Origin of the sequence: Falseniella ignava (assembly GCF_002847645.1) — a bacterium.
Classification (GTDB): domain Bacteria; phylum Bacillota; class Bacilli; order Lactobacillales; family Aerococcaceae; genus Falseniella; species Falseniella ignava.
Genome location: NZ_PKHE01000018.1, coordinates 1 through 17,279, shown reverse-complemented (window position 1 = coordinate 17,279; position 17,279 = coordinate 1). Strand labels below are relative to the sequence as shown.

Annotated in this window: 18 protein-coding genes and 1 riboswitch; of the genes, 4 read left to right on the top strand and 14 right to left on the bottom strand. The window is 38.7% G+C overall.

Going from position 1 to position 17,279, the window contains the following annotated elements:
- Positions 1-60: 60 nt before the first annotated feature.
- The 12 genes from thiT to pepA all read right to left on the bottom strand — a co-directional run bounded on the left by thiT (position 61) and on the right by pepA (position 11,848).
- Entirely contained in the window at positions 61-639 is a 579-nt protein-coding gene (thiT, locus tag CYJ57_RS06420) for an energy-coupled thiamine transporter ThiT (protein WP_101954584.1), read from the bottom strand.
- Between the two features lie 27 nt (positions 640-666).
- A riboswitch (TPP riboswitch) is annotated at positions 667-755 on the bottom strand.
- Positions 756-823: 68 nt separating this feature from the next.
- On the bottom strand, positions 824-1,021 hold the full coding sequence (locus CYJ57_RS06415) for a hypothetical protein (RefSeq protein WP_006702067.1): 198 nt from the start codon (positions 1,019-1,021) through the stop codon (positions 824-826).
- 3 nt (positions 1,022-1,024) lie between these two features.
- On the bottom strand, positions 1,025-1,960 hold the full coding sequence (gene dnaI, locus CYJ57_RS06410; RefSeq protein ID WP_180764424.1) for a primosomal protein DnaI: 936 nt from the start codon (positions 1,958-1,960) through the stop codon (positions 1,025-1,027).
- Positions 1,953-3,407 carry a DnaD domain protein gene (locus tag CYJ57_RS06405; RefSeq protein ID WP_101954582.1) on the bottom strand — a complete coding sequence of 485 codons (1,455 nt, stop codon included), beginning with the start codon at positions 3,405-3,407 and terminating at the stop codon, positions 1,953-1,955. The genes dnaI and CYJ57_RS06405 overlap by 8 nt, the downstream gene beginning before the upstream one ends.
- Entirely contained in the window at positions 3,404-3,898 is a 495-nt protein-coding gene (gene nrdR / locus CYJ57_RS06400; protein WP_101954581.1) for a transcriptional regulator NrdR, read from the bottom strand. The genes CYJ57_RS06405 and nrdR overlap by 4 nt, the downstream gene beginning before the upstream one ends.
- A gap of 38 nt (positions 3,899-3,936) precedes the next feature.
- Complete coding sequence (coaE, locus tag CYJ57_RS06395; protein WP_101954580.1) at positions 3,937-4,542, bottom strand: dephospho-CoA kinase; 606 nt, start codon at positions 4,540-4,542, stop codon at positions 3,937-3,939.
- A gap of 1 nt (position 4,543) precedes the next feature.
- Positions 4,544-5,386 carry a DNA-formamidopyrimidine glycosylase gene (gene mutM / locus CYJ57_RS06390; protein ID WP_101954578.1) on the bottom strand — a complete coding sequence of 281 codons (843 nt, stop codon included), beginning with the start codon at positions 5,384-5,386 and terminating at the stop codon, positions 4,544-4,546.
- A 21-nt stretch (positions 5,387-5,407) separates the two neighbouring features.
- A complete protein-coding gene (gene polA / locus CYJ57_RS06385) occupies positions 5,408-8,071 on the bottom strand; it encodes a DNA polymerase I (RefSeq protein WP_101954577.1) in 2,664 nt (887 codons plus the stop codon).
- Positions 8,072-8,136: 65 nt separating this feature from the next.
- Positions 8,137-9,474 (bottom strand): UDP-N-acetylmuramate--L-alanine ligase, encoded by a 1,338-nt coding sequence (murC, locus tag CYJ57_RS06380; protein ID WP_101954575.1) that lies wholly within the window; start codon positions 9,472-9,474, stop codon positions 8,137-8,139.
- A gap of 4 nt (positions 9,475-9,478) precedes the next feature.
- On the bottom strand, positions 9,479-10,117 hold the full coding sequence (locus CYJ57_RS06375; protein ID WP_006702059.1) for a hypothetical protein: 639 nt from the start codon (positions 10,115-10,117) through the stop codon (positions 9,479-9,481).
- A 16-nt stretch (positions 10,118-10,133) separates the two neighbouring features.
- The gene (ytpR, locus tag CYJ57_RS06370; RefSeq protein WP_101954574.1) at positions 10,134-10,760 is read right to left on the bottom strand and encodes a YtpR family tRNA-binding protein; all 627 of its coding nucleotides are present in this window, start codon (positions 10,758-10,760) and stop codon (positions 10,134-10,136) included.
- Positions 10,761-10,771: 11 nt separating this feature from the next.
- Complete coding sequence (gene pepA, locus CYJ57_RS06365) at positions 10,772-11,848, bottom strand: glutamyl aminopeptidase (RefSeq protein WP_101954573.1); 1,077 nt, start codon at positions 11,846-11,848, stop codon at positions 10,772-10,774.
- A gap of 140 nt (positions 11,849-11,988) precedes the next feature.
- Between pepA and CYJ57_RS06360 the strand changes: the two genes are divergently transcribed.
- The 3 genes from CYJ57_RS06360 to trmB are packed head-to-tail and all read left to right on the top strand — an operon-like array spanning position 11,989 to position 13,802.
- Positions 11,989-12,321 (top strand): hypothetical protein, encoded by a 333-nt coding sequence (locus CYJ57_RS06360; RefSeq protein ID WP_006702056.1) that lies wholly within the window; start codon positions 11,989-11,991, stop codon positions 12,319-12,321.
- Between the two features lie 40 nt (positions 12,322-12,361).
- Positions 12,362-13,168, top strand: coding sequence for a phosphotransferase family protein (locus tag CYJ57_RS06355; protein WP_006702055.1), 807 nt, complete (start codon positions 12,362-12,364; stop codon positions 13,166-13,168).
- A complete protein-coding gene (trmB, locus tag CYJ57_RS06350) occupies positions 13,152-13,802 on the top strand; it encodes a tRNA (guanosine(46)-N7)-methyltransferase TrmB (protein WP_101954572.1) in 651 nt (216 codons plus the stop codon). Before CYJ57_RS06355 ends, trmB begins: the two co-directional genes overlap by 17 nt.
- 59 nt (positions 13,803-13,861) lie before the next feature.
- On the opposite strand, the gene pepF is transcribed toward trmB, so the two are convergent.
- Both pepF and CYJ57_RS06340 read right to left on the bottom strand, forming a co-directional pair.
- Positions 13,862-15,667 carry an oligoendopeptidase F gene (gene pepF, locus CYJ57_RS06345; RefSeq protein ID WP_101954571.1) on the bottom strand — a complete coding sequence of 602 codons (1,806 nt, stop codon included), beginning with the start codon at positions 15,665-15,667 and terminating at the stop codon, positions 13,862-13,864.
- Positions 15,668-15,745: 78 nt separating this feature from the next.
- Entirely contained in the window at positions 15,746-16,774 is a 1,029-nt protein-coding gene (locus tag CYJ57_RS06340; protein WP_180764423.1) for a competence protein CoiA, read from the bottom strand.
- Between the two features lie 273 nt (positions 16,775-17,047).
- Here CYJ57_RS06340 and CYJ57_RS06335 point away from each other — a divergent pair.
- Positions 17,048-17,279 (top strand): IS110 family transposase (locus tag CYJ57_RS06335; RefSeq protein ID WP_143826748.1); only part of this gene is annotated, 232 nt, incomplete at its 3' end.

The window sequence follows — 17,279 nt, the reverse complement described above, 5'->3', positions numbered from 1 at the left end:
TTATTTATACCATTAAACGATTAAAGATGCAAGAGTTTGCAAAAGTGTTAAAAAAATTAATTAATATCCTGATGTTTTTACGCGTAAGAGAGGTTGGAAGGACCGTGTTAAGAAAATTAATACAATAATACAGCATAGTGTTTCAGATAGAAACGCTCCCCCATTAACTAGGAATGAGTATACAAATGGACTTTGTCCTTCAGGCGCATAAGATCCCCAGAACCATACCCCCGCAATAAAGTGGACGATATAGCGAGCTAATGATCCTACAATTGTCGCCATGGAAGCTGTCACCCATTGTTTCATACGATTTGTTGGCTCTTCTTGTAATATTCTTTGCATATAAGGTGCAAAGAAACCAGCGAAACCAATGACTGAAAAAGCGACAAAATATTCAATCACAAATTGTCCTAACGTTAATACATACGCATTACCGGTAATGTATTGGAGTAATCCCCATAAAAATCCACCCAAACATCCTGCCAATGTACCACGACGTAAGGCAAGAATAATAATCGGAATCATTTTAACAGATACCTTAAAACTCCATGATGGCGAAGGAATCAACAAATCAATAAGTAGTGCTAAAGCCGCACAGATAGTAATCTCAATCAACGTTTGTGTTTTAATTTTTGACATAAAAAAACTCCTTTTCTTGGCCAACACAAAAAAGGAGTTAAACATCTTGACGCAAGTATTACCTTGATCCAATAAAGGGTATAATCTCAGCCAATATGGCACCCCTTGTTTATGCTGATATCTATATTATAGTAATGATTATAGCAAAAATAGCTAATAAAGTAAAATTAAATTTACAATCCAATTATTTTAAACTTTTTATAACTGGGAAAGTCGCAATCGTAATAAAGATTCCTAGCAACATCGGAAATGTTAATAGAACTTGCTTTTCTAGGAAATAATAGCACCCTAAAATAATAATTTGTACAATTAATGAAATCACCAAGTAAACCATTAGTAACCGACGTCGTTTTTCATATTCGTTTGAATTATTTGGATTCATTTTTTAACCTCTTTCTCTTTCTTTTGCCCTTAAATTCTCACCACTTAGAATCATTTCTTTTGCTAAATAATTGATTCGTTCTAAAATGCGACGAGCTTTAACCGGTTCATGACCGTCTTTTGAATGTGCTAGATGCTCCTCCAACTCTTTCATTGTAAAGTTTGAAGTAAAGCAAGTAGGTTTTCCTTCGCGCATCCGATACTCTAAAATCGGCATTAAAATATCATCACGTGACCAAGCAGAATTAAACTGCGCACCAATATCATCGATAATAAGTACATCCACTTGCTTAAGTTGATCAATTTGTTGGGTCATCGTATTATCTGCAAACGACCCTTTTAAATCATTCACAAATGTTGGAAAATGAACGATAAAAACCTGATAATCCATTGCCATCATTTCATTGGCTAATGCGGACAACATATAAGTTTTCCCGACACCAAAAGTACCTGTTAAATAAAAACCGCGAATATCTTGAATGCCTTGCGACTGAACTTGTTCTAAAAAATGCACCAATTCAGATAAAACTTGTTGCCGCACTGCCGTATGGTGATAAATATCAGATAGACGGGCGTGACGAGCAGCTTGAGGCACCATTAAATTTTTAAGATTATGTTGTTGACGTGCCGCTTTTTGCGCATGTAGATAAGCCGCACTCGGTTCGTAATTCACATCAATGTAGCCTTCATTTAAGAATAATTTTGGAATAAATCCTGGATTAGCGCCAGGTAAGCCTGCTTGATGCAATTCTTTTTCTTTCAGAAATTCATCTAATTTTGATAGTGACTTTTGAATCATCTCTTCCGTTATCTCTGATTGGTGTTTTGAAAGAAATGCTTTAATGTCTTCATCTTGATAAATTTTTTGCTTCCGTTGCTTGAATTTTGCTTCTTGCTGTGGATTCCGTTCCACTTTCAAATAATCCGATAGACTATGCATGCTCATCCTCCTGTCGTTTTAATTTTTCAAGGCGTGCTTTTAATGTTTGCTCAAATTTTTGATCAACTGAATCACTACCCACTGTTTCACTTTTACTTTCATTATCCATTTGCATCCACTCAGGAATCGGCTCGTTATAATTTGAATAAGTCGTTGATTTTCGTTTCGGATTGACTTGTTTTTTTCGAATCACTTCTTGTTTACGAAGATAGTGCATCACATCAACAACATGTTCTAAATGATTTTGCTGCCATTCGTTAGCATAACGTTCGAGATCCCCTTGATACAGTGTTGATTTATTCAAAATAATTAAAATATAATAAATCAAGAAATTGATCACCGCTGGGTTCAAAGAAACCACCTTAGTCAATTCAATTAAATTCTTCTGCTCGTAATTCGTAGCAAAACCACCTTTACCTTGCTTAATTCGCTCCAAAAATACTGCATGAGGTAATTGTTCGGTGGTCAAAATCAATTGGATATCTTGTTCTCGCAAATCTGGATAGGCTTCCATTAATTGCGTTTGACGTTCCCTTAAGGACGTCATCGTATATTCAATTGGAAAAAATGTCTCTTTCATTGTCGCGCCCTTATCAATCTTCGTTTCAATTTCCTTTGATTGAGCAGATTCATGAAGGGTGTCTTTCTTCGTCCGGATGGTTTTTGCTTCCGCATGCAATTGCTGATAATCAATCGAATCTGATTGAGATTGAATGACTTGATTCAATAACTGATATAACGTCTGTTCATCGAATTGATATAAGGTCTGTAAAGCGTTTAGTTCGTCCATAAACCGAACTGTGAATAATTGATGATTGACACCACGCTTAATCAAAGCGTTAATTACCTTATGTACTGTTTGAGAGACCGGTGTTCTTTTAAAATTTTCGATCGAACTATCGCTATTTTGATCAGACGCATTAACATTTGCCGCAATCCCACTATAAATCGCTTTGAATGGTTGCGTAACTTCTTCAAACTGTTGCAAATCCACTGACGGGGCTTCATTTTCTTGTATCAACTGTTCAAAGTACCCAGGCCCCATATAATGTAGGAGTGCGGTTTTAAGTTGGCTTGATTGACTAAATGCTGCAAAAGTTTTAGGCTTTAATACTTGATAGACAGCGAGTTGATACTTACTTGGCTGATCACTTGATGAATATAAGAATGTCTTTAACAATCCTACCGCCTCAAGTCTTTGACGCGCCCAATGAAAATCTGCCGCTCCCATATTCATTACTTTGAAAATATCTTGATGTTGTAGAGATTCTTGTGGAGAATCAGCTAATGATTCGAGTGTTAAATACAATGCAACTCCCAACGGCCCAACTAGCGGCTGGTACAGTGAAATAAGATGATGAATTTCTTGTCGATTGATTTGCGAAAGTGATTGCACTTGTAATGGTTGAGTAGGATGCATCCGCCAAGCCGAATCATTTATTTTCATGAAAGATCCCCTTTCGAATTCGAATCGGACTCGGCTCGATATTTATCGACCATTGTTTCTAATTCTTTCATAAACATCTCACGCGATTGAAATTCACGATAGACACTCGCAAAACGGATATAAGCGACTTCGTCCAATTCAAAAAGGCGCTCCATCACCATTTCGCCAATCACTTCGCTCGGTATTTCTTGCTTACCAGATTCACGGATTTTCTCTTCAATAGAATCAACTAATTTATTCATCGCTTCTAATTGAATCGGCCGCTTCTCAGCCGATCGAATAATACCTCGCAAGAGTTTATCGCGATTAAATTCTTCACGAACATTATCCCGCTTAATAACGAGTAAAGGAAGCTTTTCAATACGCTCATACGTATTAAAACGATAGCCACAACTTAGACATTCTCTTCGACGGCGAATCGTATCGGTCTCTTCACTCGGTCTAGAATCAATCACTTTAGATGATGTATGATGACACTTTGGGCAACGCATATTGACGCCTCCTTCTAATCAATAATAAATATAGTTTATCACAATGTAATAAGTTTACCTATTCTTTCAAGTTCATTTCTTACTTGCTGATAGGTTTGGGAAAAGGATCCATCATTATAAATAATCCGGTCTGCAACGGTCTTTTTCCATTCTATCGATTGTTGTTGTTTCATTCGTTGTAATGCTTCTTCTTTTGATAAATGATCACGTGCCATTAAGCGCTCTAATTGTATATTTTCCGGCACATAGATTAGCCAAGATTCATCATAAGGGTAATTTTCTTCGGTTTCAAACAGCAAGGGAATATCGATAAAACAAAGCGGTTCCGCTTTCTCTCGGTAATATGCAAGTTGCTGTAGAGTCGCTTGATATATTGCTGGATGCATAATTTGATTTAACTGTTCCAACGCGTCCGAATCGTTAAAGACGAGTTCACCCAATTTTTTTCGATTCAAAGTCTGATCTTGTTGGAGAATGTCTGTTCCGAACCGATCTACAATTGCTTGCCAACAAGGTTGACCTACTTCAACAACTTGACGAGCTACATGGTCTAAATCAATCACCGGATACCCTAGCTCCAAGATAAAACGAGTTACAGTTGATTTTCCTGTCGCAATCCCGCCTGTAATCGCCACAACATACATTTTATCTCTCCTTTAATATTTGACATGTCGGGCACCAGTGCGTCCCGCGTTGAGCTACTTTCATCTTTTCAATCGGGGTCTGGCATCGTGGACAGAGCTCACCTTGTTTTCCATACACAATTAATTGATCTTGATAGCTGCCTGCTTCATCGATAATATTGCGATAAGTTCGGATAGTGGACCCACCTGCAGCAACAGCTCGCTGTAGGACATCGATAATTTGATGATGAAGCCGACAAATTTCGGACTCTGTCAGGGTATTAGCTCGAGTCATGGGATGAATTTGTGCTAAATATAATGCTTCATCTACATAAATATTACCTAAACCCGCTACATAGCGCTGCGATAAAAGGGCAGGTTTAATCATTTGACGACATTCGTGCAATTGTTGAGTAAAAACCTCTAGATCAAACTCACGTTCTGTCGGCTCAGGTCCGAGTTGTCTCGCATCAAAGAATGAATCCAACTCCCCAGCTTCAACCCAATTCATCCGACCAAACTTACGGACATCATGATAATGAAGTTGACTGTTAGCCTCGAACGTAAAAATAATATGGCTGTGTTTATCTCTATCGAGCGGCACCTCTTCGGGTAAATAAAAGAAGTATTTCCCTTCCATACGTAAGTGGGAGATAAGATACCCATCCGTTAAATTAAAAATTAAAAACTTTCCGCGTCGACTCACAGAGAGAATTTGTTGGTCGATTAACCGTTCTTGCCACGCTGTTACATCCATATCCGCAACAATTTTTGGCCAAAATACTTGAACATTTTTGATGACTTTGTCTTGAACTAACCGTTCCAGTCCTCTGCGATTCACTTCGACTTCGGGTAATTCAGGCATAGCTTCCCTACTTTCTTATGCTTATAACTCGTACCAATTATTGCCCTGATTATAATCGACAATTAACGGAATCGATAATTCAACTGCTTGTTCCATCATCGCTGGAACAATCTCACTTAAGATTTCCATCTCTTCACTCGGTCCTTCAAGGATCAATTCGTCATGCACTTGCAGAAGGATTCGAGAAGATAAATTCATTGCCTCTAGTTTTTCTGCTAATCGAATCATCGCAATTTTAATAATATCTGCAGCTGTACCTTGAATCGGTGAATTTAAAGCCGTCCGCTCAGCAAAAGAACGAACATTAAAGTTGCTTGAGTGAATATCTGGCAAGTAACGTCGACGATGGAATAGCGTACTAACATACCCATCCTTCTTCGCTTGCTCGACAATCTTTTCCATAAATTGATGAATTCCACTATAGGTCTCTAAATAGCGATCGATGAAGCGTTTAGCTTCAGCTCTTGAAATATTCAAGTTTTGTGACAACCCGTAATCACTAATACCATAGACAATCCCAAAGTTAACTGCCTTAGCTTGACGTCGATCGTTCGGGGTAACTTTTTGATCGCCATCTAAATGAAATATCGCTCGAGCTGTCGCCGAATGAATATCTTCTCCATCAATAAAGGCTTGTTGCATGGCTTTATCCCCACTGATATGAGCGAGGACACGCAATTCTATTTGTGAGTAGTCTGCACTAAATAATTGCCAGCCCGGCTCACTTGGTACAAAGGCTTGACGGATTTTACGTCCTTCCTCAATTCGAATTGGAATATTTTGTAAATTCGGATCGGTACTAGATAACCGCCCCGTTTGGGTCAGTGTTTGAACAAAATGGGTATGAATTTTCCCATCTGCTTGAATATAATCTTGTAATCCAATTAAATAAGTCCCTTGCAACTTATTAAGTTGACGATAATCTAGAATTAATTCAATAATCGGGTGTTGATGTTGTAGCTTTTCTAGCACATCCGCTGACGTACTATACCCTGTCTTCGTCTTCTTAATTACTGGCAGGTTTAACTTTTCAAATAAAATTTCACCTAACTGCTTGGGTGAATTCAAATTAAAGGATTCTCCCGCCAATTGGAATACATCCTTTTCAATCTCTAACAGGCGAGCTTCGATTTCCTCACTTTTAGCTTGGAGTATCTCCGGATCAACTTTAATTCCCGTTATTTCCATTTCGGATAATATACGGGCTACCGGCATATCGATATCCGTATATAATTCCATCATATCGAGTGTATTTAAACGTTCTTTTAAGGGTTCTACCAATTGGGATAAGGCGACCACTTTACTTGCTAAGTGTGGTTGCCAAACTTCTTCTGACGGCCAAGCAATCTTTTTACCTTTGCCATAAACAGCCTCATCATAAGCTACCGCTAATGGGATATTAAACTCCCGTAAAATATCAGGAATTTCCTTAAGGTGATCATTCATCACTAAATAAGCCGCGATTAAACAGTCGAAGTCAATACCTTTTAATTCCACACCATTTCGGTGAGCTAGAACTTGCGTCCGCTTAGAGTCAAACATAGTCTTTGGTATCATCGGATCTTCTAACCACGCTCTAAACTCTTCGCTATCAAAAGCAATATTCGCTTCCGTGACAAAAGCGTTTTGAGTTGAAATATCATACCATGCAACCGCTTGAATCGGTTCTTCATGATAATTACTTCTTAATGTTTCAAAGTATATTGTCGCTGCATCCGGTAAATGGGTCGATTCGATTTGTTTTAAATAGTTGATTTCATAGTCAGGTGCATCGGGAACTTCGTTAGCTTGATTAGAAAAAACTACCGGATTATCCTGCATTAAATCACTTAAAAAAGAATTAAAATTCATCGAACGGTTAAATTCGATTAAGGCTTCAATATCTCTCCCGTGATAAGCAAAGTCATCCAATTTAAATTTTAAATCAATATCGCGCTTAATCTCCGCTAAATCACGACACATAAAGGCAATATCTCGTTCGTTAATCAGGTTCTCTTTCATTTTTGATGGTTTTAATTCATCAATTCGTTCATAAAGCTCTGGAATCGAATGGTATTCATAGAGCAATTTAAGTCCAGTCTTTTCACCAATACGCGTTACACCAGGATAATTATCGGAGCTATCCCCAACCAAACCTTTCAAATCAATAATTTGTCGAGGTGTAATCTCGTATTCTTCTTTAATCGTTTCTGGCGTGTATTCGACTAAATCACTGACACCACGACGCGTAATATGGACCGTCGTTTGTGGGCTTGCCAATTGAATCAAATCTCGGTCCCCAGAAATTACATGGACTTGGTCATTCGAATCTGCTTGATACGCCAACGTTCCAATAATATCATCCGCTTCAAATTCAGCCATATCATAATATTGAATGCCAAAAGCATCGAGTAAGACTCGTAAATATGGCATTTGTTCCTTTAATTCAGGCGGCGTACTTTGGCGCCCCCCTTTATATTCTTGATACATCTCGGTCCGAAACGTTGGTCCCGCTTGGTCAAATGCAACCATAATATGTGTCGGATCAAATTGTTTGATAAGATTATCTAACATACGATAGAAGCTATACAAAGCGTTCGTATGCAATCCTGCTTGATTTTTAAAGCGTTCTAAATCTAAAATCGAATAAAACGCACGATAAGCTAGGCTGCTTCCATCAATTAATACTATTTTTCGAGTTGTCATCTTATCCCCTCCATCTTTATTATAAACAAAAAACCAATGAAAAGCATTTTTCATTGGTTGGCATCTTAAAGTAAGTTTGGTCTTAATTGTGCGTAAGACTGTTCGAAGTGCTTAGATAATTCATCAATATCACCCGCACCCATAAATAATATAACGGCGTCTTCATAATCCATTAATGGTGAAAGATGGTCTTGCGAAATCAATTCGACTTCATCTCCAATCAAACTGGCTAAGTCTTCAATCCTTACCCGACCTGACTGTTCTCTTGCCGAGGTAAAGATATCAACTAGATAGATGACATCCGCTTGTTTTAATGCTTCAGCAAATTCACTTAAGAGCGCTGTCGTCCGACTGAACGTATGCGGTTGGAAAATCGCTACAATCTCTCGATCTGGATAGCGTTGTTTGGCTGCATCAATCGTCGCTTCAATTTCTGAAGGATGGTGCGCATAATCATCAATAATTGTTAATTGATTAACTTGTCGACTTGAAAAACGACGTTTTACACCTGGGAAATTCGCTAAATATTTCTGTATTTGTACTGAATCGAAACCTTCCTCTAACAATACTCCGATTACCGCTAAGGCATTCAAAATATTATGTTCTCCATAAACTGGAATTGAGAAATGTCCCATATTCTGACCATAATAAATTACATCAAAATTTGAGCCTTCAACGGTTCGTTCAATTTGTGTCGCTTGAATATCGCACTCCTCAGTTAATCCGTAGTAACGGATTGGAACGGATGTTTCAATTTGTCGTAATAATGGGTCTTCACCACACGCTATAATGGCCTTTTTAGCTTGATTGGCAAATGTAGTCATCGCATCAAACACATCGTCAATCGAACGGAAATAGTCTGGATGGTCAAAATCTACATTTGTTATAATGGCGTAATCCGGTGAATACGCTAGAAAATGACGACGATATTCACAGGCCTCTAATACAAAGTAAGTAGCTTCCTCATCTCCTGACCCTGTACCGTCCCCAATCAAATAACTGGTTGGGGCTAAATGGCTCAACACATGCGCCAAAAGACCTGTCGTAGAAGTCTTGCCGTGTGATCCTGTGATTCCAATACTAATATACCCTTCAATCATTTTTCCTAGAAAATCATGATACCGGTAAAACTCACAATCTAAAGCTTGTGCTTGTTGAATCTCTGGATGATCCTCACCAAAGGCATTACCACCAATTACCACGTAATCTGAGTGAATATTATCAGCATCAAAAGTAAAAATTGGAATTTCATGATTTTCAAGTTCTTGTTGTGTGAAGAAATACTTACCAACGTCACTACCTTGGACTTTATAGCCTTCCCCATGTAATATCAGCGCTAGCGCACTCATACCTGAGCCTTTAATTCCAATAAAGTGATACGTTTTAGTTTTGTCTAAGTGCATAAAATTATTCCTCCTGAAGATCGAACAATAGAAAGTCTTCATATGATTTCGACAATCGCTGAACTAATTCAGGAATAGCCGATGGATCAATTGAATCCTTAGAGCTTGCTGATGACTTTCGATGTGTGTTCATCGTGTCGTTTGAGGACTCTAAATTTTGCTCTCCATGCGGAAGTTGAGGTGGAGAGTAAGATGAACGTTCCGATTTTATATAATACTTGTTTATACTCTCTGAATCAAGTTTTTCGTTTGAATCACCTAGGTTATTTTTTGCTGGCCTCGTCGCTAGATACGAAGGTTGGTAGTCGGTCTTCGGTGTCGCTGTATCCGACAGGACGGACTGACGTTGAAGTAATGAATCATCTGTAGTCCGCCACTCTTTATGCGACACTTGTGAACGAGTCTGTTGGCGTTCAAATGGAACTTCATAATGGTTCGCTAAGTCAGTCGACATCGACGCAGGCTGTTTCCATGATGACTTGGGATGCAATTGGGATGATGAACTAAAGGACTGAGTTGTCTTACGTATATTAGTATCTTTTAATATCGGTGGCATCTCTAAATCTTGTTCTCTTTGACGTCGAGCTGACTGAGCATCAAACTTTCGATTCAATTCTTTATTCTGCTCATGTCCTTGAGACATTCTCTCCACTCTTTCCTTAATTCAATTGTGCGATTACTTCATCTAATGGTGTCCCTGGTTCAAAATGATCTGGCAATTCCCATATTCCTTCAGTATTGCCTACTCCTTCGAGTTGCAACTCACGAGTTGAACAGACCATGCCATAGCTTGGAACACCACGCAGTTCACTTGGCCAAATAATTAAACCACTTGGCATTACTGCGCCTGGACGTGCTACTAATACATGCAGTCCCTGGCGAATATTTTTCGCTCCACATACAATTTGTAAGGTTGTATCACCTACATTCGTCTGCGTAAGCGAAAGATGATCACTATCTTCGACTGGATCGCAAGATTCAACGTACCCCACTACAAATTTCGGTGTCGCATCAACCTTCACTTCTGCCTCATAATCGGTTTTTGAGATCAACTCATTGATTGTTTTGAGTTGTTCATCAGACAACAAAACTTGACCCGTTTCGCTTAAGTCTAAGTATTGAGAAGCGTTGAATATATTGACACTGACAATTTCCTCTTGGTGTGCCGGACGAACTACCGCGACATCACCTTTTCGTTCGAATGATTTTGCACTTGTTGAGTTGCTATCTCGCGTTAATAACAGGACATCTCCTGTTGCTGTTGGATTATAAAATGCTAACCACATAGGCTTCCCTCCTAATTATTTTCACGGATTGTTTTTAATGTTTCTACATTAAATTCCGTGACAACTTGTTGCAGCATAGCAATCGCTGCTTTGTAATCTGACAGTCGATAAATTGATTGATGACCGTGAATATAACGTGCCGGAACGCCAATTACACCACTAATAATACCTTCATTCATCGTATGAGCAGCTCCTGCATCCGTACCGCCTTTTGAGAAGAAATATTGATAATCAATCTCATGGCGTTCAGCTGTTTCAACGAAATAATCAATTAACCCACGATGGGTCAACATGCCTGGATCTTGCATTCGTAATAAGAATCCTCCACCAAGACGTCCTTGAACCCCTGTAGAGCTTTCTGCGTCCCCTGCAGGTGAGCAATCTACCGCAATAAACACATCCGGTTGGTAACGGGTTACCGCTCCACGAACACCACGTAACCCAACTTCTTCTTGAACGTTCGCGCCAATAATTAAGTCACAATCTAATTCTTTTCCTTGTACGTATTCTAATAAATCTAAAATTGCCACACAACCATAGCGGTTATCCCAAGCTTTTCCGATTAAATTCTTCCCATTCGCTGCATAGATTGTTTCCACTTCAGGGACAATCGTATTTCCTGGACGAACACCATAGCTTTCCGCTTCTTCTTTAGAATCAAAGCCTGCATCAAAACGAATATCTTCTGGCTTCAGACTGGCTGCTTGCCCACCGCCACGCAATAAATGCGGTGCGACTGCACTCGATACTATAGGATAGTCACCTTTAGCAGTTTGCAAGGTGTAACGTTGCGCTGAGACGGCATAGACGTTCCAACCCCCAATTGGCGTTACGGACATGGTTCCATTATTATGGATTTCTGTTACCATAAAGCCTACTTCATCCATATGGGCTGCAATCATAACTTTCGGCGCATTTTGTTGTTTTGATCTAATGATACCGTAAACATTACCTAGATCAGACACTTCAATCTCATCGACCAAAGGTGTCATATGCTCTACTAAATATTGACGTACATTACGCTCATATCCTGAGATTCCTTGTAATTCCGTAAGCTCTTTAATGCGTTGAAATAATTTGTCTGACATCTTATCGTCCTCCGTTTTCTTATTGCATTCTATCATTATAATTGTGTCACAAATACACCTTAAATTCAATCTTTACACATATTTGGTCTTTGCCTTTTATCGTGTTAAAATAGTAATTATAACTTAAGGGAGTGTGTCTTATGAGATATCAAAAAGAATTAACAATTGCTGGCGCTTTTATCGCCGGAACCGCCATGGGCGCTGGGATTGCATGGCTAGTTCAACGCAACCGTCCTCAAAATCCATCACATGTTTTACAACAAACAAAAGAATACTTTGGATCTTTAGGTGTAGTTAAAGGAGCCTGGATTGATTACGATACAATCGAGTATGATTTATTCGATAATGCCCCAATGGTATATATCGGTGGGGTTACTGTTGCAAAAGATGACCAACTTGTTTATTATCAGTTTGCGAGTGATGCAATCACTGGAGATGTGATTGATTATTCACCCATGCAATTATCCAATTAATTGAATCCAAAATCGTTCAAGAAAGAGGTGAGAATCGTTTATGAATCAAGAAGAATGGGAACTCCATCCGATTCCCGGTCAGTCGGGTGATGCTTATATGGGTGTTCGCTACGACGAAAAATTATTTTTTAAACGAAATACCTCACCTTTTGTGGCGACGCTTGCAGCGGCAGGCCTCGTTCCTAAATTAAAATGGACCGAACGGACGTACTCAGGTGATTTACTCACAGCACAGGAGTGGAGCGATGGAAGAATTCTCAATCGTGAGGACATGTATCAACAACGAATCGTTGATTTGATTTATCATATTCACCACTCAGAGCATCTACTGATTATGCTCAAGCGAGTAGGAGGACGTATCTACGCCCCGCAAGATTTTATTGAAGCATACCAAACAAATCTCCCCCCTTCGCTTCAAACTCACCAATACTTTAATTCAATTATCCATGACTTACAGAATCATATTAACTCATCGCTAATGGATGTGCCCCTTTCTGTTTGCCATGGAGATTTAAATCACCATAATTTTATTGAGCAGACCGATGGAAAGCTATATATTGTGGACTGGGAAGAAGTGAAAATTGCAGATCCAGTCAGTGATCTTACTCAATTCTTACTCCAATATTTTCCTCCTTCACAGTGGGATCAGTGGCTGGCAAACTATGGTGTAAAAATAGATTCGAACTATATGGAAAGAATTGAGTGGTATTCTGTAATTAACTGTTTACGATTAATCAAACAGTTTTATAAAGAAGGTCGATTGTATGAAGCGAACCAAACGATTATGCAATTAAAACCAATCTACCAACAACTTAGAAAGAGGTACTATGATGAGACTGCGCCATAAACCATGGGCACAAGACCGTATCAACGACTATCCACAGTACGTATCGCCCGCCCCCGAGACACATCGAGGCCATTGGCAGGAGCGTTTCGAAAAACAACAACCCCTACATATTGAAGTTGGATCAGGTAAGGGGCAATTTATTATCAACTTAGCTAAACAAAACCCTGAGATTAATTACATCGCGCTTGAAATTCAAACCAGTGTCACCGTTATGATATTAGATAAACAAATTGAAGCACAACTACCTAACTTGCAAATTATTCATGGTAATGGTGGTCACTTAAACCAGTACTTTGCACCCGGTGAAGTAGATCTTGTATACTTGAACTTTTCAGACCCTTGGCCGAAGAAACGGCACGAAAAGCGCCGACTGACCTCAAAGCATTTCTTAGATCAATACCGAGAAGTGCTGAAGCCCGAAGGAGAGATCCACTTTAAAACAGATAACCGAGGATTATTCGAGTACTCACTGGCGAATTTGTCGCAGTGCGGCTGGATTTTAAAACAAGTTTGGCTCGATTTACACGAAGATGGTTTATCGAATAATGTGATGACTGAATATGAAGAAAAATTCTCCCAAAAAGGTCATCCAATTTATCGATTGGAAGCTTACTATCCGATCGATACGCATTAAGTTAATTTAATCAAAAAACTCCGTTGCCCGAGAGCAGCGGAGTTTCTTAATGATATATATTATTTTTCTAATAAAGCTTCAAGTTCACCTAAGCGTTGCTCGAAGACATCGAGTGCTTCATCGATATACTCTTTTTGAGTCATATCTAAACCAGCCATCTTCATCGTATCGATCGCATAGTGGCTACGTCCTGATTTTAAGAAGTTTAAGTACTTCTCAAGTGTCTCTTGATCACCTTCAAGAACTTTCTTCGCAAAGTAAGTTGCAGCCGCAAAACCTGTTGAATATTGGAAGACATAATAGTTGTAGTAGAAATGAGGAATCCGTGTCCATTCATAACGAATTTCAGAATTTGAATTTACAGCAGGACCATAATATTTCTCATTAATACGTTGGTAATGCTCTTGCATAAATTCACTCGTTAATGGTTGTCCCGCTGCATCTTGCTCGTGAATAAAATGTTCAAACTCCGCAAATTGCGTTTGGCGATACATAGTACCTTTAACACCATCGAGGAAGTGGTTAATAATGTATTTTTTAATTTCCACATCATCGTACGTATCAAGCAAGTATTGTGTTAATAAATTCTCATTCATCGTCGAAGCAATCTCTGCTAGGAAGATTGGGTAACCTCCGTATTCAAGCGGTTGATTTTTACGGGTATAGTAACTATGAACTGAGTGACCTAACTCATGCACTAACGTGTAGAGTGAGTTCAATCCATCTTGCCAGTTTAACAAGATATATGGGTAGCTGTCGTAAGACCCTGATGAATAGGCTCCACTGCGTTTCCCTTTATTCTCATAGACATCAATCCATGAATTATCAAATGCTTCTTGAATAATTGATAGATAGTCATCACCCATCGGAGCCAATGCTTTTAAGGTAATCTCTTTGGCTTCTTCATAAGTAAATTCAATCGCGGGCTCGCCAAGTAATGGTGTATACATATCATACATCTCAAGATCTTCAATACCTAATAACTGTTTACGTAGTTCAACATATCGATGTAATAAATCTAATCGTCCGCCGACAGTTTCTAATAAAGTATCATAGACTGCTTCAGGAATATTGTTGTCAAATAAGGCCGCACTTCGAGCTGATGAAAATCCGCGGATTTTCGCATCAAAGTTATGTGTCTTGATTTCGGTTCCTAGGACATGAGCTAAAGTATTAGCATATTGGACAAAGACAGAATAGAATTGTTCAAAAGTATTTTTACGTACTTCACGGTCAGTACTTTCAAGTAATTTCCCATAGGTTGCGTGGGTTAGTTTAATATCATTTCCTTCGCTATCTTTAATCGTTGGAAATTCAAAGTCAGAGTTGTTCAGTAAACCAAATGTTTTGGAAGCACTATTGAAGATCTCACTCGCATTCGCTAAAAGTAATTCTTGCTCTGGCGGTAAAACATGTTCACGGAAACGTGTTAAGTTATCGATGTATTGGCGCAATGCTTGTAAGCGAGAATTTTCATCAATCATCGCTTCGAGTTCGTTCGCCTCAATACTCATTAATTCTGGATCAAAATAAGCAAAATCTTGAGCATATTTTGAGTAGAGTTGTGAAGTCTTCGCATCCATCTGTTGATATGTACTATTGGTTGAATCTTGGTCATATTTCAAATGAGCATAAACACCTAAATTGCTCACTTGACGACCGAGATCTAAACGCAGATCGATAGCTTCTGCTAACGTTTCAGCTGAAGACCCTAACTTACCTTCATAGTCTTTAGCTTTTTCCAAGCCGTTTAATGCAGCTTGATAACTTTCCTCAAAGGCTTCATCCGTCTTAAACATTGGGGTTAAATCCCATTGGTAACGCGGATCATTTTGTTCACGTGTTTTCAATTGTGATTCACTCACAGTATCATCTCCTTGTAAAATCGTTATCATTAGTTTATCACAAACTCCCTTCAGATGACACGTGATATGAAAATTAGTTTAATGATGATTTTTAGATAACAAATCGAGTACTGAGTGAAGTGTCTCCTTGACAATCCTTTCGCGTTCGATAAAGGCACTCGTTCCCCATGAAATAACCGGATGACTGAGTAAATGACCTACCATCTCATCGAATGAAAAATCTTCTGCTTGGTAAACTTGAATCCAAGCCACTAATTCCCAAAAAGGATTCAAGCAAAAATAACATTGCCATAAATCTGTCAGAACCCAACATGGTAAATGATCCAAGCTCATCCCACGCTGATAGAGCTGAACTAACGAGCGGCGATACGTTGGATCACGCTTTATTCCAATCAAAACAGTGGCATATCCTTTGTTCGAACGCCTTCCTTGTGAAGTAAGATGTCCCTTAGTTTTTCCATTCCCAGTAGCTAAATTAACGATAGTCTTAGGGAGTTGGTAATGATTTCTTTGATAAATTAATGGAATAGAATGAATAAAACCGATTGTTTGATCCGCCAAATCCAAATAAGGGATATAGTAACCCCAGTTCGCATCATACATTGTCATCGTATGATGCCATGTATGATTTAGCTGTGAATCTAGCTTTAATGTTTCATAACAAGAGAACCATACAACCTGGTCCACCAATGTTTGATACAGTTCAGTTCGGCGTTTTATCTCTTCTGGTGGAATTTTAGAATATTGAAATTCCAAAACACTTGACCAACCTGTTTGCCGTTCCATCACAAACACATCCGCGCGTTGGTTAATTTCTGCAAAATAATACTCTAATTTAACACTATAATCCTTTAAATCAAGGGCTCGCTTTAAAATTTCTTTACCTGCATGATGCATGTCACTTTCTTGAACAACTCGCCGCTCCGGCTGATTTTCTGAAGATTGACAGGATTTTAAATGACTGAAAAAATATTTTTGTCGCTTGCTACATTTAACAATCACCCGTTGATGACAGATAGGACAATATAAGTTCCCATGCTGCTTGGAGTACTGATTGAGTTGATGTGCATAAATAATTTCTTGGTTTCGAGTTACAGCATATTTCATCATAATTCCTCCTCGTATAATAAATGTAGTCTTAAATGAATGATTTTTAAGACTTTAAACATGTTACCCCTTTCGGGGTATAATTGTTTGTAAAGATTGAGGTTGCCCAATTCCTCCTTGAAAATTATTTTTCCCTTTTAAGACTGGCACCTCATCTCTATAGACAGTATATGAATCAGCTGGATAGAACATTGTTTCTGTATCTCTTACGAGGCTATATCGTCCATAGAGTATGGGGAAAACCTCTTTCTAATTAAAGAAAGGTTGATGAATATGCAATACCTAGGTATAGACATCGGTAAGCGTGCTCATGAAGCAGCTTTACTTGATCAGGATGGAAATCATCTCGGAAAAACTGTGCGTTTTTCAAATAGTCATAAAGGTGCTGAAAAACTACTTGATTTAATGAATGAGCATGAGTGTTTGCCTGATAATACTTTGATAGGTATGGAAGCCACAGGGCATTATTGGCTGTCTATACATACATTTTTAAAAAAATTAGGTT

Excerpts from the sequence above, each read along its gene's own strand:
- coaE (WP_101954580.1), bottom strand. The coding sequence starts at position 4,542 with ATGTATGTTGTGGCGATTACAGGCGGGATTGCGACAGGAAAATCAACT.
- pepA (WP_101954573.1), bottom strand. The coding sequence starts at position 11,848 with ATGTCAGACAAATTATTTCAACGCATTAAAGAGCTTACGGAATTACAA.
- nrdR (WP_101954581.1), bottom strand. The coding sequence starts at position 3,898 with ATGCGTTGCCCAAAGTGTCATCATACATCATCTAAAGTGATTGATTCT.
- CYJ57_RS06415 (WP_006702067.1), bottom strand. The coding sequence starts at position 1,021 with ATGAATCCAAATAATTCAAACGAATATGAAAAACGACGTCGGTTACTA.
- murC (WP_101954575.1), bottom strand. The coding sequence starts at position 9,474 with ATGCACTTAGACAAAACTAAAACGTATCACTTTATTGGAATTAAAGGC.
- CYJ57_RS06375 (WP_006702059.1), bottom strand. The coding sequence starts at position 10,117 with ATGTCTCAAGGACATGAGCAGAATAAAGAATTGAATCGAAAGTTTGAT.
- ytpR (WP_101954574.1), bottom strand. The coding sequence starts at position 10,760 with ATGTGGTTAGCATTTTATAATCCAACAGCAACAGGAGATGTCCTGTTA.
- thiT (WP_101954584.1), bottom strand. The coding sequence starts at position 639 with ATGTCAAAAATTAAAACACAAACGTTGATTGAGATTACTATCTGTGCG.
- CYJ57_RS06340 (WP_180764423.1), bottom strand. The coding sequence starts at position 16,774 with ATGAAATATGCTGTAACTCGAAACCAAGAAATTATTTATGCACATCAA.
- mutM (WP_101954578.1), bottom strand. The coding sequence starts at position 5,386 with ATGCCTGAATTACCCGAAGTCGAAGTGAATCGCAGAGGACTGGAACGG.
- CYJ57_RS06360 (WP_006702056.1), top strand. The coding sequence starts at position 11,989 with ATGAGATATCAAAAAGAATTAACAATTGCTGGCGCTTTTATCGCCGGA.
- CYJ57_RS06355 (WP_006702055.1), top strand. The coding sequence starts at position 12,362 with ATGAATCAAGAAGAATGGGAACTCCATCCGATTCCCGGTCAGTCGGGT.
- trmB (WP_101954572.1), top strand. The coding sequence starts at position 13,152 with ATGAGACTGCGCCATAAACCATGGGCACAAGACCGTATCAACGACTAT.
- polA (WP_101954577.1), bottom strand. The coding sequence starts at position 8,071 with ATGACAACTCGAAAAATAGTATTAATTGATGGAAGCAGCCTAGCTTAT.
- CYJ57_RS06405 (WP_101954582.1), bottom strand. The coding sequence starts at position 3,407 with ATGAAAATAAATGATTCGGCTTGGCGGATGCATCCTACTCAACCATTA.
- dnaI (WP_180764424.1), bottom strand. The coding sequence starts at position 1,960 with ATGCATAGTCTATCGGATTATTTGAAAGTGGAACGGAATCCACAGCAA.